The following is a 21,915-nucleotide window of genomic DNA, read 5'->3' as shown; positions in this document are numbered from 1 at the left end:
TACCAGTGGACGCGCAAGGCGGCAACCGCCGCCATCGGCTTCCGGCTGTCATTCCGGGGCGCGTCAAAGACGCGAACCCGGAATCACGTTGCGTCCGTCACTCGACGTTCCTAATCCAGTTATGCGGGTCGTTGGTGCGACCGTACTGGATGTCGACCAGCTTCTTGCGCAGGCCCATGGCGACCGGGCCGGCCACGCCGCCGCTGATCTGGAAATCGCCGCTCGCCGAGCACACCTTGCCGATCGGCGAGATGACGGCCGCGGTGCCGCAGGCGAACGCCTCTTTCAGCTTGCCGCTGGCGGCGTCAGCGCGCCATTGCTGGATCGTATAGGGCTCCTCGCGCACGCGCGTGCCGGCATCCTTGGCAAGCGCGATGATCGAGTCGCGGGTGATGCCGGGCAGGATGGTGCCGAGCGGCGGCGTCAGCAGCGAGCCGTCGTCGAACGCGAAGAACACGTTCATGCCACCGAGCTCCTCGATGTAGCGGCGTTCGACCGCATCGAGGAACACGACCTGGTCGCAGCCCCGTTCGATCGCCTCGGCCTGCGCGCGCAGGCTGGCGGCGTAGTTGCCGCCGCACTTGACGGCGCCGGTGCCGCCGATCGCGGCGCGCGTGTAATTCTCCGACACCCAGATCGACACCGGCGCAGGGCCGCCCTTGAAATAGGAGCCGACCGGCGAGGCGATGACCGAGAAGATGTATTCGGCCGACGGCTTCACGCCGAGGAAGATCTCGCTCGCGATCATGAAGGGCCGCAGATAGAGACTGCCCTCGCCGCCCGGGATCCAGGCGCGATCGATCCGCACCAGCTGCTCGACCGCATCGATGAACAAATCCTCGGGCAACGGCGCCATCGCCATGCGCTCGGCCGAATCATGGAAGCGGCGGGCATTGGCGTCCGGCCGAAACAGGTTCACGCCGCCGTCGTCGCGCTTGTAGGCCTTGAGACCTTCGAAAATTTCCTGGGCGTAGTGCAGCACCGCGCCGGCCGGATCGAGCGGAAAATTCGCGCGGGCCTCGACGCGGGCGCTGTGCCAGCCCTTGCCCTGACTGTAGCGGACGATCGCCATGTGATCGGTAAAGACCCGGCCGAAGCCGGGGTCCACGAGCTTCGCCGCGCGATCCTTGTCGGACGTCGCATTCGGCGAAGGCTGGATGTCAAATTTCAAAGTCATTTTTCTTGCTTTCCGCTGTCGGAACCGGCGCGATACCCGGCGCCGGCCTGTTTCCCCCGGAGCCTTCCGGCTCGGCTGGCCCGAACTTCACACCGCCGGCCGCGCCGGCAGCTTCCATCGCCAACATGCCGTTTAGACATGCTTTTGCGGAATGCTGAAGTCCAGTATGTTTGCCGAAATGCCGCTCGACAATCGCACGGTAGTCCAATTTGCGGCCCAAACCGCCTCACAGGCTCGTTCAGGCCGCCTTAAACGCTGTCGAGGACAAAACGACCTAATGTTTCGTCGTGACAGGCAGTTTTGTAACATTGAACCCAAGATACGTCAATATGACTGACATAAATTTCTCAGGCATGGCTGCCAACCCCGATTCGCAGGGAGACGACCACGCTCCGGGGGCGGGGCGCGACCTGCGCTGGGACATCATCGAGCTGTTGTTCTTCGCCTACCGCGACTTTGTCGGCGACGCCGACCAGGAGCTGGAGGCGTTCGGCTTCGGCCGCGCCCACCACCGCGTCATCCACTTCGTCACCCGCTATCCGGGGCTGAAGGTCGCCGATCTGCTCGACGTCCTGCGCATCACCAAGCAGTCGCTCGGGCGCGTGCTCAAGCAGCTCTTGGACGAGGGCTACATCGTTCAGAAGACCGGCAACAACGACCGCCGGCAGCGCCTGCTCTACGCCACCCCGAAGGGCGAGGCGCTGGTCGCCAAGCTCGCGGGGCTGCAGACCGACCGCATCAACCGGGCGGTCGCCGGCATCGATCCGGCCGGCGTCGAGACGGTTCGCCAATTCCTCCGCGCGATGATCGACCGCGACGATCCCGACAAGGTGCTCGAAGCGATCTTCGGCGGCGGCAGAAAAACGAGGGAGTGAATCGGTGCAGGCTGCAACCATGATGCGCGCGCCGGTCGAGCCGGCAGACGACGCGCCGCATCTTCTGCTGGTCGACGACGACCGCCGCATTCGCGACCTGCTGTCGCGCTTTCTCTCCGGCGAAGGCTACCGGGTCACCACGGCAATGAGCGCCACCGATGCGCGCGCCAAGCTGCTCGGGCTGCATTTCGACCTGCTGATCCTCGACGTGATGATGCCCGGCGAGAACGGCTTCGACCTCGCCCGCTTCATCCGCAGCTCCTCGACGGTGCCGATCATCATGCTGACCGCGCGCCACGAGGCGGAAGCCCGCATCGAGGGCCTGCAGATCGGCGCCGACGATTATGTCGCCAAGCCGTTCGAGCCGCGCGAGCTGGTGCTCCGGATCGGCAATATCCTCAAGCGCACCGCGCCGCCGCAGGTCGCAGTCGTCGAGCAGATCGCGTTCGGCCCCTATATCTTCCACATCGAGCGCAGCGAACTGCGCCAGGGTGAAGAGATCATCCATCTCACCGATCGCGAGCGCGAGATGCTGCGCATCCTCGCCAGCGCGCCCGGCGAGACCGTGCCGCGCGCCGAGTTGACCTCCGGCGGCACCGTCAATGAGCGCGCGGTCGACGTGCAGATCAACCGCCTGCGCCGCAAGATCGAGCACGATCCCGCCAATCCGCTGTTCCTGCAGGCGGTGCGCGGCATCGGCTATCGCCTGGTCGCCTCGCCATAAGATGCTGCCATGAGCACGCTCGACTCCGGCCTGACCCTGATCCGCAACGCCTCGCAGCGCGTCTCGAAGGCGAACGGCTGGATGGGCAATGCGTTCAAGAGCTGGATGCCGACCGGCCTCTATGCCCGCGCGCTGCTGATCATGATCGTGCCGATGGTGATCCTGCAGACCGTGGTGGCGTTCGTGTTCATGGAGCGGCACTGGAACACGGTGACGCGGCGCCTGTCGGCCGCGGTGGTCTCCGATATCGCCGCGCTGATCGACGTCTACAAGAGCTACCCGCAGGACAAGGACCGCGCGCAGCTTCGCCGCATCGCCCAGAAACTGCAGCTGGTGGTCGACTTCCTTCCCGCCGGCGACATGCCGCCGCCGGGGCCGAAGCCGTTCTTCTCGCTGCTCGACCAGACCCTGTCGGTGCAGCTCGGCCGCCAGATCAGCCGTCCGTTCTGGATCGACACCGTCGGCAAATCCAATCTGGTCGAGATCCGCGTGCAGCTCGACGATTCGGTGATGCGGATCTTCGCCCAGCGCAGCGCGGCCTACGCCTCCAATTCGGAGATCTTCATCTTCTGGATGCTCGGCACCTCGACAATCCTCCTGATCGTCGCCGTGCTGTTCCTGCGCAACCAGATCAAGCCGATCCTGCGGCTGGCCGACGCCGCCGAAAGTTTCGGCAAGGGCCGCGAGGCGCCGAACTTCCGGCCACGCGGCGCGCGCGAGGTGCGGCGCGCGGCGCAGGCCTTCATCGAGATGAAGGCGCGCGTCGAACGTTCGATCGAGCAGCGCACCGCGATGCTCGCCGGCGTGTCGCATGACCTGCGCACCATCCTGACCCGGTTCAAGCTCGAGCTTGCCCTGATCGGCGAAGGCCCCGAGATCGACGCGATGCGCAAGGACGTCGACGAGATGTCGATGATGCTGGAGGATTATCTCGCCTTCGCCCGCGGCGATTCCGGCGAGGTCGCGCAGCCGACCGACATGGCGTTGGCGCTGGAGGAATTGCGCAGCGACGCCGAACGCCACGGCCATACCGCGACCGTTGCGTTCCACGGCCTGCCCGTCGTCACGGTGAAGCCGGCCTCGTTCAAGCGCTGCCTCGCCAACCTCGTCTCCAACGCGGCGCGCCACGCCAACACGATCTCGATCACCGGCCATCGCGATCACCGCTATCTCAACGTCACGGTCGACGACGACGGGCCGGGCATCCCCGCTGACATGCGCGAGGAAGTGTTCAAGCCGTTCCTGCGGCTCGACGATGCCCGCAACCAGGACGAAGGCGGCACCGGGCTCGGGCTTGCGATCGCTCGCGACATCGCCCGCTCGCATGGCGGCGACATCATGCTCAGCGAAAGCCCGATGGGCGGCCTGCGGGCCGTCGTGCGGGTGCCGGTGTGACATAGCGTTTTCGAGCGAAGTGGACGCCGGTTCGCGTGAAGAAAACGCGTCTAAAGCGCGATGAGATTAGGTTGAATCGTCATCGCGCCTTAGCTCTTTGTTTGAGCATGATCTTTTCGGAAAACCGCTTCGCACTTTTCCGGATCATGCTTTAAACAACAAATTCGAGCTACCAGCGATAGGACAAGGTCCCGATGACCTGCCGCCGCTCGCCGGCATAGCAGTAACCGGACTGGCAGGTCTGGTAGTGCGTGTCGAACAGATTGGTGGCGTTGACGCGCATGGTGGCGCCGAGGAAGCGCCGGTCCAGCCTGCCCAGATCGTAATCGATCACCGCATCGAACAACGTCGTCGCCGCGTTCTGGAACGTGTTCTGGTCGTTGCCGAAGTTCGTGCCGATATAACGCACGCCGAGACCAAGCCCGAGCCCTTCGACGGGCACGCCGGACTGGAACGTATATTTGCCGAAGGCGGCGAAGGAATTGCTCGGAATGCCGGAAAGCTGATTGCCGGTCGTATCGGGATTGCCCTGCGTGATCACGACGTTGAGATGGGTGTAGGCGGCGGTGAGATCAAATCCCTGCTTGAGCGCCAGCTTCGCCTCGAGCTCCACGCCCTTGGATTCGACCTGCCCGGTCGCTGCCTGGAACGCCATGTTGTTCGGATCGGTGCGCAGCACGTTGTCCTGCGTGATGTCGAACACCGCGGCGGTCAACAGCACCGCAATCTGCGGCATCTGGTACTTGATGCCCACTTCCTTCTGCTCGCCGGTGGTCGGCTTGAACGGCAGTCCGGATGCGTCGACGCCGACCTGCGGGGCGAATGCCGTCGCGTAGCTGATATAGGGTGCAATGCCGTTGTCGAAGACGTAGCTCAGGCCCGCACGGCCCGTGAAGTCAGTCGCTTTCTGCGTTGACGGCACGCCGTCGAGACCCGCGGTCGTCGTCTGCGACACCCAGCTCTGGCGGCCGTTGAGCGTCAGAATGAAGCCGCCGAGCTTGGCCTGGTCCTGCGCATAGACACCGACCTCGTCGGTCGACTGCTTGTTGAAGATCGAGAATGCCGGCGTCGCGATCGCCTGGGCGCCGTAGTTCATGGTCTGGAGATTGAGATCGGGCGCCGGCCCGTAGCCGATCTTGTCGTTGTAGTAGGAGTGGCCGTAGTCGACGCCGAGCAGCACGGTATTCTTGATCGCGCCGAGCATGAACTTGGCCTCGGCCTGATTGTCGAGCGTCACCGTGTTGAAGCTGTCCAGGATCCGCCAGGCGGACCGCGACGCCAGATTGGTGCCGCTGTCGATCGAATCGATCTGGGTGTATTTCGCGTCGACGTCGACCTGGTAGAAGCGGAAGTTCTGCCGCACCGTCCACACATCGTCGACATTGTGCTCGAACGCGTAGCCGATGCGATATTGCTTCTGATCCATGGCGCTGAACGCCGGATCATTCGAGTAGATGTTGGTCAATTGTCCGTCGGGCGTGCGGAAATTGCCGATGCTCGCGGCGGTTCGGCTGCTTTGATATTCGCTCAGGATGGTGAAGGACGTGTCGGCGTCCGGCCGCCAGGTCAGCGCCGGCGCGATATAGGCGCGATCGTCGTCGTTGCCCGGATACCAGGTCTTTGCGTCGCGAAGCAGACCCGTCAGCCGGTAGTACAGCTGATCGCTGCCGGGCACCGGACCACCGACATCGAAACTGCCCTGGTAACGGTCGTAGGTGCCGCCCTGCAGCTGCACCTCATCGAATGCCGTCAACGGCGGCCGCTTGGTCGTGACATCCACGATGCCTCCCGGAGAGCCGAGGCCATAGAGGCCCGAGGCTGGTCCGCGCAGGATCGACACGCTGTCGAGACCGTAGGGTTCGATCTTGGGAATGGCGAAGTTGCCGCCGCCCTGACGCAGGCCGTCGCGATAGATGCCTGTATAGGTCGCATCGAAGCCGCGGATGTAGAAACTGTCGAACCTTGGATCATAGCCGAACGCCGTGGTCGTCACGCCCGGCGTATAGCTGACGGCGTCCTTGAGCGTCTGAACGTTGCGATCCCTTAGCTCCTTTTGCGTGACGACCGAAAGCGACTGCGGCGTTTCGATCAGCGCTGTGCTGGTCTTGGTGCCGGCAGTGCTGGCGGTCGCGACGTAACCGGTCGTCATACCGATCGCGCCACCTGTGCCTTGCGACCGCGGAGCCTGACTCTGGGCGGGCGCAGTCGCATTGCGGCGCCGGTTCGCCGCGACCGCGCGCGAAGTCCTGGTGTTCTGAGTTGAAACGACGGCACCGCGCTTCTTTGCGGCGCCAGGTTCATCCACCGTCACTGCGGGAAGTTCGCTGACATTGTTCTGCGGAGGACTTGTCTGCGCCTGAGCGTAGGCGACGTCTGTGCCCATTGGCACAAGTATGACCGAACCGAGTAGCGCTGCGTTGATCGCAGCCGTTGATGCAAGCAAGCCGCGCTTGCTCCGCAACGAAGCCATTCCCACCGAACAAATCCCCGCATTGCCTTGCGCCGACATCGATCGAGCCGCGTTTGCGACAAGGCCGACATCGATTGGGGCGGACTTCTATCGGCGGGATGATCGAAATTCCACACGTGCAAAATAGAATCGATGGAAGCAGCAACGAAGCGCAACACTGGAGTGATTCAAGATGCGCAACGCTGGAACGATTCAAAACGACATGTTGGCGCGTCAGGCGTTCGACACGACGAAGGCGATGCGCGTCGTCTCTCGCAGAGAGTCTCGAACGCGAGGCACGCGGCGATCATTCAGTGATGTTGCATCCCGTCGACGTCATCGCGCGCCGAGGAGCACACGAACGCAGTGACGCGGAGGGATCGGATGGATTGCACATCGCCTCGGCGCAAGATTGCTCCGCATTTTCGTCGCGAACTGCTCGCAATGACGGTGATGCGAAGTGTCACAGACTCTCAGCATGAGAGGCGATGCATTCAGGCGCGCCGCAACGGCCGAATGCGCTGCGCGCTACTTCTGCTTGGGCAGGAGGCCCTTCAGCTTTTCCATGTCCTTGACGTTCATCTTCATGCCGCCGGGCATGATGATGTCACCGGCCTTCTGGTCGCTCTTGCAGGCGCCGAGCCATTTCGCCTCGATGGTCATCGTGGTATCGCGCGAGCCGGCCGCGCCGCCCTCGGCATGCGAGGTGCTCTTCACCGTGTAGGCGGAATTGAAATCGCCGACGATCTCGGCATGGCTCTGCATCGTCATGCCGGCGACGCTGCAGACGCTGTCGCTGACATAGCCGGTCGCGGTCTTCTGGATATCCTGCTTGGAGCAGACTTCCTTGGCCATCGGCGAGGCCGCCGCGCTCATCTCCTTGTCGGTGGTCTCGTCGGTGCAGTGCTGCATGGTGATTTCCGGCATCGGCCCGCCGGTGCGCACCATCTTCATCTCCCACAGACCGGCCTTGCGGATCGGCAGGTCGACGGCACTTGCGGCGCCAGCGGACAGGACAAGGCACACAGCCGAACCAAACAAGGCAAGCTGTCGGGTCATGCGGTCGGCTCCCGGCTGAACGATCGAAAGATCTGGTACGCGCTCAGTAGAGCGTGCGCAGCGGCCTCTGGGCCGCGCCATAGGGCACCCAGCGACAGGCGAAAGAGATGTAGCCGCCCGGATAGTTCTGCATCGCAAGGAACTTGGCCACCTTGCCGTAGGAGGCGCAATGATCGACGGCGAGCTGCCGGGCGTCGCTCTGGGTCGCCAGCGTATAGGCGATGATACCGCCGGTATCGTTGCCCTTGAACGGCGGCACCGGCTGCATCCAATCCGCTCGCGCCGGCACAACGGCCAGCATCCCGCAAACGGCAACCAGGCACGCGGCCAATTTCCTTCGCATCGCAGACTCCATTTCGCTTCGAGCCAACATAGAGTGCGCCGGCGACCGTGAAAAGAACGAGCCGGCTCCCCAAAGTGGACTTCTCCGCAGGTGTTGCCGCCCTGCACTTGACCTAGCCGGGGCTTCACGGCACCGTCCGCGGCATCGGATAATCGGGTGGATTCCCATGCGCAACCTGTTCAACTCCCGCAATAAACTCGGCCGCAAGCTCGGCCTCGGCGCCGCACTCGTGGTCAGCCTGCTGGCTTTCGGGGGTACGGCCCAGGCCGCCAATCCGCTCGAAATGAACTTCTGGCTGTCCGGCCCGCGCTATGACGGCAATGTGGCCCCATGCGAGAAGGCCCTGACGGTCATCAGCACGCAATTCCAGGAAAAGGAAGCCACCTTCTGGAATTCGCCGCTCGTGATCACCGGCTTCAACGGGATTCACGAAACCGCCTTCCGTCCCTGGCAGTCCGACAATATTCCGCGCCGTTATTGCACGGGCGAGGCGATGCTGAGCGACGGCAAGGTGCGCAAGGTGCACTATTCGATCATCGAGGACGGCGGCTTTGCCAGCATCAATCAGGGCGTCGAATGGTGCGTCGCGGGGCTCGACCGCAACTGGGCCTATAACCCGTCCTGCAAGGCCGCGCGGCCCTGATCTCCGACCAGATTGCTAAAGCAGGAGCCGCCGCCATTTGGACGGCGGCTTTTTGTTCTTGAAATGTTCTCGCGGCCTGCTAGGCTCCGGGCGGTCGAGTGAGGGAGCGGGTTGATGCCTCGGTTGGACACAATTTCCCGATTTTTGATTTCGGTTGCCATTATTCTGTGCAGTGCGGTTGGAGCCTCGGCCCAGGATCGCCGCCAGAATGCGCCCGGTGAGTTCGATTTCTATGTGCTGTCGCTGTCGTGGTCGCCCTCGTTCTGCGAGGCGGCGAGCGAGCGCGGCAACAACGGCCGCGGCACGCAGGCACAGTGCGGCGGACGGCCCTATTCCTTCGTGGTGCACGGCCTGTGGCCGCAATATGAGCGGGGCTTTCCGGAATACTGCCAGCGGCCCTCGCCCGCGACTCGCCCGCAGCATCATGAGCTCGATGCTCGACCTGATGCCGGCGCCCGGGCTGATCTACAACGAGTGGGACAAGCACGGCACCTGCTCCGGTCTCGGCGAGCGCGCCTATTTCGAAGCCATCCGCAAGGCTCGCGCCACGGTGAAGATCCCCGAGGAATTCCTGCAATTGTCGGAGCCGAAGACGGTCGCGCCCGACGAGCTGGAGACGGCGTTCATCAAGGTCAATCCGGGCCTCAGCAACTCCGCGATCTCGGTGACCTGCGACAGCAAGCGGCTCAGCGAGGTGCGGATCTGCCTCAGCAAGGATCTGCAATTCCGCTCCTGCGAGGAAATCGATCGCCGCGCCTGCCGCCGCGATCAGGTGCTGATGCCGCCGGTTCGCGGCGGCTGACGCTCTGTGTCATGGCCGGCAGACCCGCGCCGCGCGTCGTCGCGCAGAACGTCCCGGCCACCTGCGCCATCGCGAAACAAGCCAGATAAGGCGCAGATGCCCGGGAGCCGGGCTTCGCCGAGCTCGGACGTTAACCCCGCCGAAGCTTTAGCGAAGGCCGGGACAAGCCCGGGCATGACGAGTACAACATGCGCACCCTTTGGGAGCGCGGCACGATCATCACATGAACTACCGTCACGCCTTTCATGCCGGCAGCTTTGCCGACGTCATCAAGCACATCGTGCTGGTGCGCATGCTCACCTATCTGCAGGACAAGCCGGCGCCGTTCCGCGTCATCGACACCCATGCCGGCGCCGGTCTCTATGATTTGACGTCGAGCGAAGCGCAGCGCGGCGGCGAATGGCTCACCGGCATCGCGCGGCTGATGCAGGCGCGGCTCTCCGACAAGGCATTGCCGCTGATCGCGCCCTATCTCGACATCGTCAGAGCATTCAATCCGAAAGGCGAGCTGAAAGCCTATCCCGGTTCACCGTTGATCGCGCGGGCGCTGCTGCGTCCGCAAGATCGCCTCACCGCCTGCGAGATCGAACCGACGGCGCGCAAACAACTGATCGACGCGCTGCGACGCGACGCGCAAGCGCGCGTCGTCGATCTCGACGGCTGGATGGCGCTGCCCGCATTCGTGCCGCCGAACGAACGGCGCGGCCTGGTGCTGATCGATCCGCCGTTCGAAGCGAAGGACGAGTTCGAGCGGCTGGCCAGTGCTTTCACGGAAGCGTACGCGAAGTGGCCGACCGGCTCGTATCTTTTGTGGTACCCCGTAAAAACCCGGAGAGCCACCGATGAGCTAGCGCGCAGTGTGGCTGCTGCAGCAGCAAGCAGCCGGCCTGCCGGCAAATGCCTGCGATTGGAATTCAGTGTGGCACCGCAAGAAGCAGGCGTAGGCCTCGTTTCCACAGGTCTTTTGCTGGTGAATCCGCCGTGGACGCTGGCGAATGAGTTGAAGATCATCCTGCCCGAACTCGAGAAGCCGCTCGGTCAAGGCGGCGCGGGACGCTTCAGACTCGAGACGCCCAAACCATGATCGACACCTCCTACTGAAAAAGTTCAATTTTGAGCATAGGCAATTTGCGCGGAACCGTATTATGCTCATCCTGTTACGACTGGCTTTACGTTCCGCTTCCGCGAATGGTTGCGGCGGAGTGACAAGGCCGAAATAAAATCCAGGCAGACCGGCGGCGTGACGCCGGGCTGTTCAGGTGGCCAAGCTTCCGACAAGCGAATGTCGGTCAACCGCTACGCGGCGTGCGCGTGGCGGTGGAGCAATACGGGGGAGGAGTTTCCCGATGGCCATGACTGGGACAGTCAAGTTCTTCAACGGAGAGCGTGGCTACGGCTTCATCAAGCCTGATGATGGCGGCCGCGATGTGTTCGTTCACATCACAGCTGTCGAGCGTGCAGGATTGAAGGACCTGACTGAAGGACAACGCATTACGTTCGAGGTTGAGCCCGACAAGAAGGGCAAGGGCCCGAAGGCGGTCAACCTGGTGGTCTCATGACGAGCGCTCGCGATGCGCGGGCTCGGGATGAACACCGAATGAGGCGTTGCGTGTGAGCTGACTGCCGAGCGCGTGGCTGGCGCTCGCTGGATGACCACCTGCATGATGCGGACGCGACTGGCGGTGCCGCATATCCCACACGTGCGGCCCACCGATTGGATTCGCGGACGCCGCGGCGTGTATATGGCCGTGCGCGACGTTGAGATCATTAACACAAAGAAAAATCCGGCCGCGCAAGGCGCGGCCGGGAGTTAATGGTCGACGTTTTCTTGTTCTCAGAAGTGATAGTTGATGCCGGCGCGAACCAGGCTGAAGCTGTAGCCGTTCGACACGCCACCGGTGATCGTGAAATTGCTGTTGGCAAGGTCGACGTAAAGATACTCGATCTTGGCGCTCCAGTGCGGGGCAAAGCCCATCTCGGCGCCGGCACCGACGGTGAAGCCCGCATTGGTGTGGCTCTCCGTGATGCCGAATGTCTCGCCGCGCAGTTCGCCGAAGGCGAGACCGCCGGTCGCGTAGAACAGCACGTTGTTGACCGCATAGCCGGCGCGGCCGCGCACCGTGCCGAACCACGGGTTGGAGAACTTCCACGGCGCGAAGCGGTCGTCGGCAGTGGTGCCCTGGATATCGGCCTCGATACCGAACACCCAGGGGGAGCCGTTCTGGAAGTTGTAGCCGGCCTGCACACCGCCGACGAAACCGGACGGCTTGGTCGGGTTGTTCTCGACCGAGCCCCAGCCATAGCCGACATTGCCGCCAAGGTAGGGGCCGGCCCAGCTATAGGCATTGAGCGGCTGATAGACGGTATAGGGCGATCCGTAGTTGAGGTCGGCCGACGCGGCCGAGGTCGTCCAGCCTGCAACGATCAGTGCCAGCGCACGCGCAACAAACCGGGTCATTGGTACTCTCCACCACGCAACTGCCGCAGCCCGCCGGCCAGGGCCGGCGTGGTTACGGAATTCCACTCTTTTCGCTAAGGTTTATCGAGAGTTTTAAGTTAAAGGGCTGTTAAGCCCGGTTACCGGCCCGCTCATCAGTCTTAACAAGGTGTTACGCACCCCCTCCCGGCGCCCGCGCGGGGCCGGTAACCTCCTGCAATCGAGGTGCTTTTTGTTGGTGCCGTCAGCGCTGGCGACCGGTCGCCCAAGCACTTAGTTTACGGCCCATGGTTCACGATTCTCCCGAGCGCCCGACGCCGGCCCCCAAGGTTGACTCCAAGGCTGACCCCAAGCCACGGCGCGGTTCAAAGTCCGACCTGCCACAGGACGATCTGGCGCTCGATACAAGCGACGTCGATCCCGAAACCTCCGCCGCCGAGGAGGAGGACGAGGCACGCCTGCCCGAGGCTTCGGAGGACGCCGCCGAGGCGGTCGCCGAGGGCACGCTCTCGGTCGGACATGCCGCGATCGAGAACGCGGTCCGCCTCGCCCCGACCTCGCCCGGCGTCTACCGCATGCTCAACGCCGCCAACGACGTGCTCTATGTCGGCAAGGCGAAGAACGTCAAAAAGCGGCTGTCGTCCTATGCGCGGGCCAACGCGCCGCTGCCGGCGCGCATCCTGCGCATGATCGCGGCGACCACGCATGTCGAGATCGTCTCGACCATGACCGAGACCGAGGCGCTGCTGCTCGAAGCCAATCTGATCAAGCAGCTCCGTCCGCGCTTCAATGTGCAGCTGCGCGACGACAAGTCGTTTCCCTATATTCTGATCACCGGCGACCATTGGGCGCCGCAGATCCTCAAGCATCGCGGCGCGCAGTCGCGGCCGGGCCGCTATTTCGGCCCGTTCGCCAATGCAGGCGCGGTCAACCGCACCATCACGGCGCTGCAGCGCGCGTTCCTGATCCGCTCCTGCACCGACGGCTTCTTCGAAAGCCGCAGCCGGCCCTGCCTGCTCTATCAGATCAAGCGCTGCGCCGGTCCCTGCACGCGCGAGATCGACTTCCCCGGCTATAGCGAACTGGTGCGCGAGGCGACCGAATTCCTCTCCGGCCGCAGCCACGCCGTGAAGGAGCTGCTCGCGGCCGAGATGGAGAAGGCCTCCGGCGAGCTCGAGTTCGAAACCGCGGCGCTGTACCGCGATCGTCTCGCAGCGCTGTCGGCGATCCAGTCGCAGCAGGGCATCAATCCGCGCACGGTCGAAGAGGCCGATGTGTTCGCGATCCACCAGGAGGGCGGCTATTCCTGCGTCGAGGTGTTCTTCTTCCGCACCGGCCAGAACTGGGGCAACCGCGCCTATTTCCCGAAGGCCGAGAAGAGCTTCACGCCCGAGGAGGTGCTGTCCTCGTTCCTTGCGCAATTCTACGACGACAAGCCGCCGCCGAAGCTGATTCTGCTGTCGCACGAGATCGAGGAAAGCGCGTTGCTCGCCGACGCGCTGTCGGTCAAGGCCGGATCCAAGGTCGAGGTCTCCGTGCCGAAGCGCGGCGAGAAGAAAGAGCTGATCGGCCACGCGCTCACCAACGCGCGCGAGGCACTCGGCCGCAAGCTCGCCGATACCGCGACGCAAAGCCGGCTGCTGGAGGGCATGGTCTCGACGCTCGGCCTGCCGCACACGCCCAAGCGGATCGAGGTCTACGACAACAGCCACATCCAGGGCACCAACGCGGTCGGCGCGATGATCGTGGCGGGACCTGACGGGTTCATGAAAAACCAGTACCGCAAGTTCAACATCAAGTCCGAAGGGCTGACGCCCGGCGACGATTACGGAATGATGCGCGAGGTGCTGGAACGCCGCTTCAAGCGGCTGCTGAAGCCGCCGGAGGGCGAGGCCGCTGCCAAGACGAAAGCGGATGACGATTCGTTTCCGCAATGGCCCGATCTCGTCATCATCGACGGCGGCCGCGGCCAGCTCAACGCGGTCCGGGAGATTTTCCAGAATCTCGGACTGACCGAGGTCTCGCTGATGGCGGTGGCCAAGGGTCCGGAGCGCGATGCCGGGCGCGAAACCCTGTTCATGCCCGACCGCGAGGCCATCAAGCTGGAGCCGCGCGACCCGGTGCTCTATTTCATCCAGCGGCTGCGCGACGAGGCCCATCGCTTCGTGATCGGCTCGCACCGCAAGCTGCGCAAAAAAGACATCCGCGAGGCCGGCCTGCAGGAGATCCCGGGCATCGGCCCGTCCCGCAAGCGTGCCTTGCTGCACCACTTCGGAACGCTCAAGGAGATCGAGCGGGCCTCGATCGCCGACCTCGGCAAGGTTCCCGGCGTCAGCGCCGAGAGTGCCCGCAAGATTTTCGAGTTTTTCCACGCCCAGCCGGGTTAAACCAAAGGCGAGTCATCACGGCGTCGCCTGCGACAGGGCATCTAGGGCATGATGCGGAAAAGTGTGAGGCAGTTATCCGAAAAGATCATGCTTAAACAACGAGCTAAGGCGCTATGACGATGCAGCGCAATCTGGTCGCGCTTTGCGCGTCCGCACGGTTGACCTTCTCGCTTCAGCGGTATTGGTAGAACGGATGAACATCGCCACGACCCGGGGACAGACCAAGACCATGTCCCTCCCGAATATCCTGACCTACGCCCGGATCGCCGCGATCCCGGTGGTGATCGGCTGCGTCTACTGGCAATCGATCCTGGACGGCCCGTTGTGGCTGCGCTGGGTGGCGCTGGCCGTGTTCATTGCGGCGGGGGTCACCGACTATCTCGACGGCTATTATGCCCGGATCTGGGACCAGCAGTCTGCCTTCGGCCGGATGCTCGATCCGATCGCCGACAAGCTGCTCGTCGCCTCCAGCCTTCTGATGCTGGCCGCCGACAATTCGATCCATGGCTGGACGCTGTGGGCGGCGATCGTGATCCTGTGCCGCGAGATCCTGGTCTCGGGCCTGCGCGAATATCTCGCCGGGCTCAGGGTCAGCGTTCCCGTCACCAAGCTGGCGAAATGGAAAACGACGATCCAGCTGGTGGCGATCGGCTTCCTGATCGCCGGCGAAGCGGGCGAGCAGGTCTTCCCGGCCACCACCCTGATCGGCATCGTGCTGCTCTGGATGTCGGCGATCTTCACGATCTACACCGGCTGGGATTACTTCCGTGCCGGCATCCATCACCTCATCAAGGAGGATGAGGGATGAAGCTGAAATATTTCGCCTGGGTGCGTGAACGCGTCGGCAAGGCTGAAGAGATCGTCGAGCCGCCGGCCGAGGTGCGCACCGTCGGCGACCTGATCGGCTGGCTTGCCGCGCGCGACGATGCCTATGCCTATGCCTTCGAGAAGCCGACAGTGATCCGCGCCGCGATCGACCACGCCCATGTCAAATCGGACGCGGCGATCTCCGGCGCCCGTGAGATCGCGTTCTTTCCGCCGATGACCGGCGGCTAAATCCCGACATGACCGTCGCAGCGACCATCCGTATCCAGCAAGCCGACTTCGACGTCGCGCAGGAGATCGCGGCCTTAAGCCGAGGCCGCACCGATGTCGGCGCGGTCGTCAGCTTCAGCGGCATCTGCCGCGGCAGCGAGCAGGGCGAGCCGATCGCGGCGCTGACGCTCGAACATTATCCTGAAATGGCGGAAGCAGAGATTGGACGCCACGCCGACGAGGCGCTGTCGCGCTGGCCGTTGCAGGGCCTCACCATCATCCATCGCTTCGGCCGCATCACGCCGGGCGAGAATATCGTGCTGGTCGTGACCGCCTCGGCGCACCGGCAGGCCGCGTTCGAGGCCGCCGAGTTTCTGATGGACTATCTGAAGACCAACGCACCGTTCTGGAAGCGCGAGGAAAGCGCGCGCGGCGCGAGCTGGATCGAGGCGCAGGACCACGACGACGCGGCCGCCGCGCGCTGGACCAAATCCTGATGGCCAAGCGCAGCAAAGTGCCGGCCAGACGCAGCCCCGCCGTGCCGAAAGCACCGAAAGTCGGCGCCGGCGAGCTTCGCACCCTGTTTGACTTCCTGCGCTATGCGACGAGCCGATTCAACGCGGCCAAGCTCGTGTTCGCGCACGGCACCACCGATCCGGTGGCCGAGGCCGCGTTCCTGATCTCCGAAGCGCTGCATCTGCATCCCGACCAGTTCGAGAACTTTGCCACCGCGCGCGTCACGATTGCCGAGGGCAAGCAGATTCTCGACCTGATCGAGCGCCGGATCGCGACGCGGAAGCCGGCCGCCTATCTCGTCAACAAGGTCTATATGCGCGGCCTGCCGTTCTATGTCGATGAGCGCACCATCGTGCCGCGCTCCTTCATCGGCGAATTGCTGGATTCGCATTTCGGCGGTGACGAGGAGGGCACCTCGCTGATCGGCGATCCCGACGAGGTCGAACGCGTGCTCGATCTCTGCACCGGCTCCGGCTGCCTCGCGATCCTGGCGGCCCGGCATTTCCCCAACGCCGCGGTCGATGCCGTCGATATTTCAAAGGACGCGCTGGAGGTCGCCGCGCGCAACGTCGCCGACCACGGCCTCGACGATCGCCTGACGCTGCATCGCGGCGACCTGTTCAGGCCGCTCGGCGACAACAGATACGATCTCATCATCTCGAACCCGCCCTATGTCGACGCCGAAGGCATGGCGGCGCTGCCGCGCGAGTGCCGTGCCGAGCCGAAGATCGCGTTCGACGGCGGCGCCGACGGGCTCGACATCGTCCGCCGCCTGCTCGATGAGGCGAAGCAGCATCTGACCCCGCAGGGCGGGCTGCTCTGCGAGATCGGCCGCGGCCGCGACAATCTCGAGGCCGCCTATCCGAACCTGCCGCTGCTCTGGCTCGACACCGAGGACTCCGAGGGCGAGGTGTTCTGGATCGCCGCCACGGACCTCTGACCGGCGTGCCGCCGCCGGCTCCGGCGATTTACGAAGCCCGATCCGGGCGAAGCGAAAATCGTGCGTAGTTCCAGCCGGTTCCGAAGATCGCTGGCCCGTCGAATCAACAATGGTGCTAAGGTCGCAGTCCGGGGACGTTCGGACAGAGGGCGCGGGCGCGCGACATGATTCGCATTTCGACGATCTTCATCGCCATCTGCATGGTGCTGGTCGCAGCCTCGCTCGGCTTCGTGCTGTATTCAGTGGCGGGCATCAGCGGATCGGAATCGGCGATCGTGGCGCTCACCGCCCTCACGTGCCTGATCCTCTACAACGCGGTCTCGATGCGGCTGCGCGACCGCAGCGACGTCGGCGGCCAGATCGCGGATCTGTCGCGCGGCACCGCCGACCTTGCCCGCCAGGTCGCCGAGTTCGGCCGCCGGCTGGCCGCGGTCGAAGGCCGCGTCGCCTCGGCCAACTCCACCGGCGCCGACCGGATGCAGGGCATGGCCGGCGAGATCAGCGAGCTCGGCGGACTGGTGCGGCAGCTTGCGGCATCCGTCGCCCATCATGAGGATCTGCTGGCAGCGGCTCCGGCGATGCAGCCGGTCACCTCCCCGCGCGACGATGTGCTGCAACGGGTTGCGCCGGCGCCGACCGTCGTGGTTGCGCCTCCGCCGACACCTGCGACTCCGCCGGAGGTCTCGCGCAGCCAGACCCAGCTGATCGGCGCGATCAAGCAGGCCATCGACGAGAACCGCCTCGACATCTACCTGCAGCCGATGGTGACGCTGCCGCAGCGCAAGGTGCGCTACTACGAGGCGGTGACGCGGCTGCGCGACGAGCGCGACCAGGTGCTGGCCGCCGAGGATTTCATCGAGGCGGCCGAGGCCGGCGGCCTGATCGGCCGCATCGATCACATGGTGATGCTTCGCTGCGTTCAGGTGCTGCGCCGCCTGATGATCCGCAGCAAGGATGTCGGCGTGTTCTGCAACGTCTCGGCGGCGACGCTGTCGAGCCCGGCGCACTTCACCCAATGTCTCGACTTCCTGGAGGCCAACCGTGCGCTGGCGCCGTCCTTCGTGCTCGAGTTCAAGCAGGCGACCTTCCGCAATCTCGGCCCGGCCGAAAGCGAGAATCTCGCGGCGCTGGCACAACGCGGCTACCGGTTCTCGATCGACCATGTCAGCGACCTCCGCCTCGAGCCGCGCGAGCTCGCCGATCGCGGCGTCCGCTTCATCAAGGTGCCGGCGGCGCTGCTGCTCGACGCCAAGCAGATCGCGAGCACCGATATCCATCCTTCCGATCTGTCCGACCTGCTCGGCCGCTACGGCATCGACCTGATCGCCGAACGGATCGAGGGCGAACGCTCGGTGGTCGACCTGCTCGATTACGATGTCCGGTTCGGCCAGGGGTTCCTGTTCGCGCCGCCGCGGCCGTTGCGGCCGGAGGGGGCATCTGCTACCGCCGAGGCTCCGCAGACCAACCCCCAGGATCTTAATGGCGCCAGCACTTCAGCCCCTGTCTCCAGCCCCGCAGCTCCGCCGCGCGCAACCGGCACCGCCGCGCTGGCGCGCCGCGCCCTCGGTCCAAATTAGCCGGCAATTTGCATCATGACCTCACTGCGTTTCGTGGAGCAGCTGCGCGACCTCGTCGGCGGCGTCGATCTGGTGCTGTCGGACATCTGGGGCGTCGTGCACAACGGGCTCGAGTCCTTTCCCGAGGCCTGCGAGGCATTGCACACGTTCCGCCAGCAAGGCGGCACCGTCATCCTGATCACCAACGCGCCGCGGCCGGCCGATTCCGTGCAGCGACAACTGCGCAAGCTCGGCGTCGCCGACGAGACCTATGACGCGATCGTCTCCTCGGGTGACCTGACGCGCCACTTCGTGGCCGATCATCCCGGCCAGAAGATCTTCTGGATCGGCCCGGAGCGCGACAGCTCGATCCACCGCGGCCTCGACGCCACGCTGGTGCCGCTGGAGCAGGCCGACTACATCATCTGCACCGGCCTGTTCGACGACGAGACCGAATCCGCCGAAGATTATCGCGACACGCTGCTGAAGGCGCTCGAGCGCAAGCTCACGCTGGTCTGCGCCAATCCCGATATCGTGGTCGAGCGCGGCGACCGGCTGATCTACTGCGCCGGGGCGGTCGCCGAACTCTATCGCGAGCTCGGCGGCGAGGTGATCTTCTACGGCAAGCCGCACCGGCCGATCTATGAGCGCGCCATGGCACTGGCCACCGAGCGCCGCGGGCGTCCGACCGAGCTCAGCCGGGTGCTCGCGATCGGCGATTCCGTGCGCACCGATCTCACCGGCGCCCTTGGCTTCGGCATCGATCTGTTGTTCGTCACGCGCGGCATCCATTCCGAACAGTTCGAGGGCATCGAACAGCTCGATGCGGCCTCGATCAAGGAATTGTTCGGCCATCCGCCGCGCGCGCTGATGCGCGAGCTGAAGTGGTAGCCAAAGGGTCGTCGGACTCCCTCGCCCCGCTCTTGTGCGGGGTCGAGACGAGCGAAGCTCCCTCTTGGAGGGTTGGGTGAGCGGCTGCCTCCCCAGGCGCTGGATGCCGAGAGACCCGTCCCCCTCACCCGGATTGCATCTCTCGATGCAATCCGACCTCTCCCCGCAAGCGGGGCGAGGTAAAGGGGCGCGCCGCCAAAAATATCGAAAACAACCCCATGCAAAGTAGCCGGCGGCGGCCGACCTTCGACAGCCGACTTGACACGTCGGGCAACTCACCGATATTCTTCTAATATTCCGAAATCGTGCAACCACCCTCCCCTCGTCCTGCAAGCGGGGCGGGGTGAAGGGAAGCGTGATCAAATGCAAATGCCCGGGACATCTAGCGCGAAAACGCGCTTCTGCCCGGGCATGACGCGAATTTCAGTTGATGCGATCGATGTGGGCGGTTACGCCGTCGCCATATCCGGGAACACCGCCTCGATCTTGGTCTTCAGCGTGGCCGCATTGAACGGCTTGACGATGTAGTTGTTCACGCCGGCCTTCTTGGCCGCGATCACGTTCTCGGTCTTGGATTCCGCCGTGATCATGATGAAGGGCGTGGTCGCAAGGTTGGGATCGGCGCGGACTTCCTTGAGCAGGTCGTAGCCGGTCATCGGCTCCATGTTCCAGTCGGAAATCACCAGGCCGTACTTCTTGCCGCGCATCTTGTTCAGCGCTGCGGAGCCGTCGGAGGCATCGTCGATATTTTCAAATCCAAGCTGCTTGAGAAGATTCCGGATGATGCGGATCATGGTGCTGTAATCATCAACCACCAGAACCGGCATGGACAAATCAACCGCCATCTTTCCCCCCAAAACCACAAACGCAACTTGGCTTCTGCACAAACGCAGCTTTCCGCCAACGACTAACAGCAGGCGTTAAACAGCGCGTTAACCGGCTGAATCCGGATTGTTACGGATTTGACGCGATTTTCGTTAGCCTTGACTTCCACGCCGCCGCCGCGTCACGGTCCGGCGCGCACCATCATGCTTAAGAATCCTTGAAGAATACCACTCATGAGCACCGGCTTTACTGTTATCCGCGACAACACCCCCGCAAGCGCCATTCCGAAGGGCGCCGTGGTCGCGATGGGGAATTTCGATGGCGTCCACCTCGGTCACCGCGCCGTGATCGGCGCGGCGCTTGCGATGGGCAGAGCGCGCGGCGTGCCCGCGCTCGCCGTGACCTTCGAGCCGCATCCGCGCAGCTTCTTCAGCCCGAACACCCCGCAATTCCGTCTCACGGACGAGACCAACAAGCTGCGGCTGCTCGCGGCCACCGGGCTCGCCGGTGCCGTCGTGATGACCTTCGACAAGGCGCGCGCCGGGACCTCGGCACAGGATTTCATTCACCATGACCTGATCGGCCGGCTCGGCATCAGCGGGATCGCAGTCGGTTACGACTTCCATTTCGGCAAGGGCCGGGTCGGCTCGCCGAGCCTGCTCGTCAGCGAAGCACCGCGGCTCGGCATCGAGGTCGATGTGCAAGCCCATGTCGACATCGAGGAGCGCCCGGTTTCCTCCAGTGCCATCCGCATGGCGCTCGCCGAGGGCGAGATCGCAGATGCGACCACGATGCTGGGCGGACCGTGGTTCGTCACCGGCAAGGTGATCCACGGCGAGAAGCGCGGCCGCGATCTCGGTTACCCCACCGCCAATATCCGCCTCGACAAGCATTGCGGCCTGAAGCACGGCATCTACGCGGTGCGGGTCGGCAAGGGCTCGCAACGGTTCGACGGCGTCGCAAGCTTCGGGCGCCGGCCGACCTTCGACAACGGCGCGCCGCTGCTCGAGGTGTTCCTGTTCGACTTCAAGGGCGATCTGTACGACGCGATCCTTGATGTCGCATTCATCGGTTTCATTCGCGAAGAGCTGAAATTCGACACCATCGAGGCGTTGATACGCCAGATGGATGACGACAGCGCCAAGGCGCGCGCGGTGCTGGCCGCGGCGCCCGACGCGTTCCCGCAGCTCGGAGTGATTGGTTGAACAGGACTGAAAAGCAAAAAATGCTGGCGGGCGAGCTGTATCGCCCGGATGCAGAGCTCGCCGCCGACCATACCGCGGCGGAACAATGGATGGCGCGCTACAATGCGTCGGGCGCATCGTCCGCGGCCGAGCTGCACGCGCTGCTCGGTGAGCGCTTCCGCAAGGTCGGCAGGGATGCCGTGATCCGCCCGCCGTTCTTCTGCGACTACGGCAGCAATATCAGCCTCGGCGACGGCGTGTTCCTGAACTTCAATTGCGTGATCCTCGACGTCGTCGAGGTCGTGATCGGCGATCGGACCCAGATCGGCCCAGCGGTGCAGATCTATACCGCCGACCACCCGCGCGATGCCGAAACCCGCCGCGCCGGACTGGAATTCGGCCGCCCGATCCGGATCGGAAGCGACGTCTGGATCGGCGGGGGTGCCATCATCCTGCCCGGCATCACGATCGGCGACGGCGCCCTGGTCGGGGCCGGCAGCGTGGTCACACGGAACGTCGCCCCCGGCGCGATCGTGGCGGGAAATCCGGCCCGGGCACGGCCGGCCTGAGCCGCCATGCGCGGCCTTGCCGGCCACCGGGGGGCTTTGCGATTTCCCCGTCCGGCTGCTATGGAAACCCCATGTTTTCGCGGCGCATCATACGGATTAGCGGCCCGG

Annotated in this window: 22 protein-coding genes and 1 pseudogene; 16 read left to right on the top strand and 7 right to left on the bottom strand. The window is 64.3% G+C overall.

Features of this window, described 5'->3' with window-relative positions:
• Positions 1-97: 97 nt before the first annotated feature.
• A complete protein-coding gene (locus ACVWY5_RS04085) occupies positions 98-1,177 on the bottom strand; it encodes a branched-chain amino acid aminotransferase (protein ID WP_028333085.1) in 1,080 nt (359 codons plus the stop codon).
• A complete protein-coding gene (locus ACVWY5_RS04080) occupies positions 1,161-1,385 on the bottom strand; it encodes a hypothetical protein (RefSeq protein ID WP_321176634.1) in 225 nt (74 codons plus the stop codon). Before ACVWY5_RS04080 ends, ACVWY5_RS04085 begins: the two co-directional genes overlap by 17 nt.
• Positions 1,386-1,506: 121 nt before the next feature.
• On the opposite strand from ACVWY5_RS04080, the gene ACVWY5_RS04075 reads away from it, so the two are divergent.
• The 3 genes from ACVWY5_RS04075 to ACVWY5_RS04065 are packed head-to-tail and all read left to right on the top strand — an operon-like array spanning position 1,507 to position 4,171.
• Complete coding sequence (locus ACVWY5_RS04075) at positions 1,507-2,052, top strand: MarR family winged helix-turn-helix transcriptional regulator (protein ID WP_028333084.1); 546 nt, start codon at positions 1,507-1,509, stop codon at positions 2,050-2,052.
• 19 nt (positions 2,053-2,071) lie between these two features.
• Entirely contained in the window at positions 2,072-2,776 is a 705-nt protein-coding gene (locus ACVWY5_RS04070; RefSeq protein WP_038377300.1) for a response regulator, read from the top strand.
• A 9-nt stretch (positions 2,777-2,785) separates the two neighbouring features.
• A complete protein-coding gene (locus ACVWY5_RS04065; RefSeq protein WP_028333083.1) occupies positions 2,786-4,171 on the top strand; it encodes an ATP-binding protein in 1,386 nt (461 codons plus the stop codon).
• A 169-nt stretch (positions 4,172-4,340) separates the two neighbouring features.
• On the opposite strand, the gene ACVWY5_RS04060 is transcribed toward ACVWY5_RS04065, so the two are convergent.
• The 3 genes from ACVWY5_RS04060 to ACVWY5_RS04050 all read right to left on the bottom strand — a co-directional run bounded on the left by ACVWY5_RS04060 (position 4,341) and on the right by ACVWY5_RS04050 (position 8,022).
• On the bottom strand, positions 4,341-6,320 hold the full coding sequence (locus ACVWY5_RS04060; protein ID WP_244978689.1) for a TonB-dependent siderophore receptor: 1,980 nt from the start codon (positions 6,318-6,320) through the stop codon (positions 4,341-4,343).
• An 828-nt stretch (positions 6,321-7,148) separates the two neighbouring features.
• Entirely contained in the window at positions 7,149-7,679 is a 531-nt protein-coding gene (locus tag ACVWY5_RS04055; protein ID WP_028333081.1) for a DUF3617 domain-containing protein, read from the bottom strand.
• Positions 7,680-7,722: 43 nt separating this feature from the next.
• Positions 7,723-8,022, bottom strand: coding sequence for a hypothetical protein (locus tag ACVWY5_RS04050; RefSeq protein WP_028333080.1), 300 nt, complete (start codon positions 8,020-8,022; stop codon positions 7,723-7,725).
• A gap of 166 nt (positions 8,023-8,188) precedes the next feature.
• Between ACVWY5_RS04050 and ACVWY5_RS04045 the strand changes: the two genes are divergently transcribed.
• The 4 genes and pseudogenes from ACVWY5_RS04045 (at position 8,189) to ACVWY5_RS04030 (ending at position 11,026) form a co-directional block, all read left to right on the top strand.
• Positions 8,189-8,665 carry a hypothetical protein gene (locus ACVWY5_RS04045; protein ID WP_028333079.1) on the top strand — a complete coding sequence of 159 codons (477 nt, stop codon included), beginning with the start codon at positions 8,189-8,191 and terminating at the stop codon, positions 8,663-8,665.
• A 114-nt stretch (positions 8,666-8,779) separates the two neighbouring features.
• A pseudogene (locus ACVWY5_RS04040) lies at positions 8,780-9,467 on the top strand (ribonuclease T2 family protein).
• A 223-nt stretch (positions 9,468-9,690) separates the two neighbouring features.
• Entirely contained in the window at positions 9,691-10,551 is an 861-nt protein-coding gene (locus ACVWY5_RS04035; RefSeq protein ID WP_028333077.1) for a 23S rRNA (adenine(2030)-N(6))-methyltransferase RlmJ, read from the top strand.
• A gap of 262 nt (positions 10,552-10,813) precedes the next feature.
• A complete protein-coding gene (locus tag ACVWY5_RS04030) occupies positions 10,814-11,026 on the top strand; it encodes a cold-shock protein (RefSeq protein ID WP_016844477.1) in 213 nt (70 codons plus the stop codon).
• 275 nt (positions 11,027-11,301) lie between these two features.
• Here ACVWY5_RS04030 and ACVWY5_RS04025 read toward each other — a convergent pair whose 3' ends face one another.
• Complete coding sequence (locus ACVWY5_RS04025) at positions 11,302-11,925, bottom strand: outer membrane protein (protein WP_016844476.1); 624 nt, start codon at positions 11,923-11,925, stop codon at positions 11,302-11,304.
• Between the two features lie 266 nt (positions 11,926-12,191).
• Here ACVWY5_RS04025 and uvrC point away from each other — a divergent pair, with 266 nt between their 5' ends.
• From uvrC to ACVWY5_RS03990, 7 genes are all read left to right on the top strand, one after another.
• Positions 12,192-14,291, top strand: a complete 2,100-nt coding sequence (gene uvrC / locus ACVWY5_RS04020; protein ID WP_028333076.1) for an excinuclease ABC subunit UvrC — start codon at positions 12,192-12,194, stop codon at positions 14,289-14,291.
• A 193-nt stretch (positions 14,292-14,484) separates the two neighbouring features.
• Positions 14,485-15,099 carry a CDP-diacylglycerol--glycerol-3-phosphate 3-phosphatidyltransferase gene (gene pgsA, locus ACVWY5_RS04015; protein ID WP_028333075.1) on the top strand — a complete coding sequence of 205 codons (615 nt, stop codon included), beginning with the start codon at positions 14,485-14,487 and terminating at the stop codon, positions 15,097-15,099.
• On the top strand, positions 15,096-15,347 hold the full coding sequence (moaD, locus tag ACVWY5_RS04010) for a molybdopterin converting factor subunit 1 (RefSeq protein WP_028333074.1): 252 nt from the start codon (positions 15,096-15,098) through the stop codon (positions 15,345-15,347). Before pgsA ends, moaD begins: the two co-directional genes overlap by 4 nt.
• 8 nt (positions 15,348-15,355) lie before the next feature.
• Positions 15,356-15,823 carry a molybdenum cofactor biosynthesis protein MoaE gene (locus ACVWY5_RS04005; RefSeq protein WP_028333073.1) on the top strand — a complete coding sequence of 156 codons (468 nt, stop codon included), beginning with the start codon at positions 15,356-15,358 and terminating at the stop codon, positions 15,821-15,823.
• Positions 15,823-16,782, top strand: coding sequence for a 50S ribosomal protein L3 N(5)-glutamine methyltransferase (gene prmB, locus ACVWY5_RS04000; protein WP_028333072.1), 960 nt, complete (start codon positions 15,823-15,825; stop codon positions 16,780-16,782). Before ACVWY5_RS04005 ends, prmB begins: the two co-directional genes overlap by 1 nt.
• A gap of 164 nt (positions 16,783-16,946) precedes the next feature.
• Positions 16,947-18,359 carry an EAL domain-containing protein gene (locus tag ACVWY5_RS03995; RefSeq protein WP_028333071.1) on the top strand — a complete coding sequence of 471 codons (1,413 nt, stop codon included), beginning with the start codon at positions 16,947-16,949 and terminating at the stop codon, positions 18,357-18,359.
• 15 nt (positions 18,360-18,374) lie between these two features.
• Positions 18,375-19,229: a TIGR01459 family HAD-type hydrolase gene (locus ACVWY5_RS03990; protein WP_028333070.1), complete on the top strand. Its 855-nt coding sequence runs from the start codon at positions 18,375-18,377 to the stop codon at positions 19,227-19,229.
• A gap of 449 nt (positions 19,230-19,678) precedes the next feature.
• Here the strand turns inward: ACVWY5_RS03990 and ACVWY5_RS03985 are convergent, their stop codons facing one another.
• Positions 19,679-20,074, bottom strand: a complete 396-nt coding sequence (locus tag ACVWY5_RS03985) for a response regulator (protein ID WP_016844467.1) — start codon at positions 20,072-20,074, stop codon at positions 19,679-19,681.
• Between the two features lie 213 nt (positions 20,075-20,287).
• Here ACVWY5_RS03985 and ACVWY5_RS03980 point away from each other — a divergent pair, with 213 nt between their 5' ends.
• Complete coding sequence (locus tag ACVWY5_RS03980) at positions 20,288-21,259, top strand: bifunctional riboflavin kinase/FAD synthetase (RefSeq protein WP_028333069.1); 972 nt, start codon at positions 20,288-20,290, stop codon at positions 21,257-21,259.
• Positions 21,256-21,807 carry a sugar O-acetyltransferase gene (locus ACVWY5_RS03975; protein ID WP_028333068.1) on the top strand — a complete coding sequence of 184 codons (552 nt, stop codon included), beginning with the start codon at positions 21,256-21,258 and terminating at the stop codon, positions 21,805-21,807. Before ACVWY5_RS03980 ends, ACVWY5_RS03975 begins: the two co-directional genes overlap by 4 nt.
• Positions 21,808-21,915: the final 108 nt, after the last annotated feature.

The sequence above is a fragment of the Bradyrhizobium sp. USDA 3256 genome, from assembly GCF_054058275.1.
The sequence above is the reverse complement of the archived record's forward strand: the minus strand, read 5'-3'. Positions and strand labels throughout refer to the sequence as shown.